This is a genomic window from Devosia sp., from assembly GCF_030689745.1.
In the GTDB taxonomy this organism is placed as follows: Bacteria; Pseudomonadota; Alphaproteobacteria; order Rhizobiales; family Devosiaceae; genus Devosia; species Devosia alba.
In genome coordinates, this window is record NZ_JAUYGL010000016.1 from 1 (window position 1) to 2,687 (window position 2,687).

Here is a 2,687-nt window from a genome sequence, read left to right on the forward strand (position 1 = left end):
CACGCTCGACATACTGCTGCGCAAAATCCATCCAGATATCTGAAGCCGGCCAGGACGTCTGCATCTTGACGACGACAGGGGCCTGCGCCGTGACGACGGCGGGAGCGGCCAAAGTGCCGGCGGCAGCGCCGGCGGCAATGGCGCCGCCTTTCAGGAATTTACGGCGTGTTACGTTTGATTGATCGGCTTTAGCCATGTCTGTAGTCCTCCCTAACTCGGTTTGGCCAATCCAAGAAAACTGCGATCGTGACGATCGTTGCGGAACTCCCTCCAAAGGACGGTCGGTGAGGCGTCACAGCCGAAAGGTCATTTCAAACCGTGACATTGCGACCAGAGGATCGTGATGTGCCGACGCCGTCCCCCTTTGATCCAGGAACTGTGGCCAATCTCCGCTTTGCGCGCAAGCCCAATGCATCGCCACTCGCGCTTTATGCGCCTGAATGCGCCTGAAAAAGGCGAATTCTGAGCGCACTACGCATATTTTCATGCAACATTTCGCGGAAAAGGAAAATATGTTTTTCCATTGTCCAGCGAATGATCGGTATTCTCTTCTGTCCCGAAGGCAGGTTTTTGCCGACGGAGCGTACCCCAGGTGGTCAATCAGCTTCGCGCTTGATTTCGCGCACGATTTGGTGCCTTTTTTGGAAATGGAGTATCGCGGCCGCGCGGGCATGGCGCGGGCGGGAGTGCAAAGGGGGAGAAATGGGGGGTGCATGCGGTCGGTTCGGTAGCCGGCTTCTCGCTGCGCTGGTTTTCGCTGTGCTGGCCGGGCCGGTGGGGGCACCGCCTTCGCTCGCACAAGGAAATGCGGCGCGTGAGGTCGTCGACTTCGACAACCCTTATGGGCAGGGTGCGATCGTTATCAAGACCTCGGAAAGGCGGCTTTACTATACGATCTCCAATAAGCAAGCGGTCCGTTATCCGATAGCTGTCGGAAGCCCCGAAAATCAATGGTACGGAACGAGCTATGTCAGCTCCATGCGCGAGGACCCCAGCTGGCGGCCGACGCTATCGATGCGCCGCAAGAATCCGCGCCTGCCGACCTATGTTGCCCCAGGACCGGAAAATCCGCTCGGGGTGCGGGCGATCTATCTCGCCTGGACTGCCTATCGTATCCACGGCACCAATGCGCCGAATTCAATCGGACAGGCGGTTTCGAGTGGCTGCTTCCGCATGCAGAACGAGCATGTCATCGAACTGTATGAGCGCGTTCATATCGGCGCGCCCGTTTATGTCGAGCACTGATCGGCAAGGATCGAGTTGATCATGTCCCTCGGCGTGGTGTAACTGGCGGCTGGTCGCCATGATCGCCGGCCGGGGCCGGGCTGGTCAGCTGGCGAGAGCCGGAAGGCTGACGAGGGGATCATCGCTCAAGGGGGCGATGGTTTCCAGTGTCATGTATCGCGCCCGCTGCACCGCCCACTCGTCATTCTGTTCGAGCAGGATGGCACCGACCAGGCGGGTGATCGCTTCCTCGTTGGGGAAGATGCCGACCACCTCGGTGCGACGCTTGATTTCGCCGATCAGCCGCTCCAGCGGATTGGTCGAGTGCAGCTTGGCCCGGTGCTGCGCCGGGAAGGTCATGTAGGCGAGCACGTCGGTCTCCGCCTCGTCCATGAGGGTGGCGAGCTTGGGCACCTTGGGGCGTATCTGGTCGGCGACGAGACGCCATTGCGCCTTGGCCTTGTCAGCATCGTTCTGGGCAAAGGCGGTGGCGATGAAGGCGGAGACGACGCGCCGGCCCTGTCGGCCGGCATGCGCCAGCACGTTCCTCATGAAGTGCACGCGGCAGCGCTGCCAGGTGGCGCAGAGCACTTTGGCGACGGCGGCCTTGATGCCTTCGTGCGCGTCGGAGATGACCAGCTTCACGCCGCGCAAGCCCCGCCGGGCGAGCTTCCTGAGGAACGCCGTCCAGAAGGGCTCGGCCTCCGACGGGCCGATATCCAGGCCGAGAACCTCGCGCCGTCCATCGCCGTTGACGCCGACCGCGACGATCACGGCGACCGAAACGATGCGCCCGGCCTGGCGCACCTTCACGTAAGTGGCGTCGATCCACAGATAGGGCCAGTCGCCCTCGATCGGCCGCTCCAGGAAGGCCTTCACGCGGGTGTCGATCTCTTCGCACAGGCGCGAGACCTGGCTCTTGGAGATGCCGCTCATGCCCATGGCCTTGACCAAATCGTCGACCGAGCGGGTGGAGATGCCCTGGATGTAGGCCTCCTGGATCACCGCGGTGAGCGCCTTCTCGGCCAGCCGGCGGGGCTCCAGGAAGAAGGGAAAGTAGCTGCCCTTCCTCAGCTTCGGGATGCGCAGATCGACCCTGCCGGCGCGGGTCTCCCAGTCGCGGTCGCGATAGCCGTTGCGCTGCACCAGCCGCGCGGCGCTCTTCTCGCCATAGGCCGCGCCGGTGAGAGCGCCGACCTCCAGCTCCATCAGCCGCTCGGCGGCAAAGCCGATCATCTCGCGCAACAGATCGGCGTCGGGGGTCTTCTCTATCAGCGTGCGCAGGTTCATGGTCTCGTTGGTCATCGATGGTTCCCTCGAATCAGGTTGGTGTTCACAACCCGACCCTAACGGCGAATCGTCGATGACCACCGCGAAGCCGCCCGCTCGCTACAGCGCTATCAAAGGCGCGCTCACGAGCGGCTTCGCTACCGCTGAGCTACACCATCATCAGGGACGTGACC

3 protein-coding genes are annotated in these 2,687 nt (G+C 62.4%); 1 reads left to right on the top strand and 2 read right to left on the bottom strand.

Features of this window, described 5'->3' with window-relative positions; genetic code table 11:
- The coding region (locus tag Q8O80_RS01435) for a twin-arginine translocation signal domain-containing protein (protein WP_305576164.1) at nt 1–196 on the bottom strand (196 nt) is incomplete at its 3' end.
- Nucleotides 197–534: 338 nt separating this feature from the next.
- On the opposite strand from Q8O80_RS01435, the gene Q8O80_RS01440 reads away from it, so the two are divergent.
- Nucleotides 535–1,245: a L,D-transpeptidase gene (locus Q8O80_RS01440; protein WP_305576167.1), complete on the top strand. Its 711-nt coding sequence runs from the start codon at nt 535–537 to the stop codon at nt 1,243–1,245.
- Nucleotides 1,246–1,329: 84 nt separating this feature from the next.
- On the opposite strand, the gene Q8O80_RS01445 is transcribed toward Q8O80_RS01440, so the two are convergent.
- Nucleotides 1,330–2,529, bottom strand: coding sequence for an IS256 family transposase (locus Q8O80_RS01445; RefSeq protein WP_305576169.1), 1,200 nt, complete (start codon nt 2,527–2,529; stop codon nt 1,330–1,332).
- Nucleotides 2,530–2,687 lie beyond the last annotated feature (158 nt).

What these genes read in the sequence shown, in the direction of transcription:
- Q8O80_RS01440 (WP_305576167.1), top strand. Translation starts at nt 535, where the DNA reads ATGATCGGTATTCTCTTCTGTCCCGAAGGCAGGTTTTTGCCGACGGAG.
- Q8O80_RS01445 (WP_305576169.1), bottom strand. Translation starts at nt 2,529, where the DNA reads ATGACCAACGAGACCATGAACCTGCGCACGCTGATAGAGAAGACCCCC.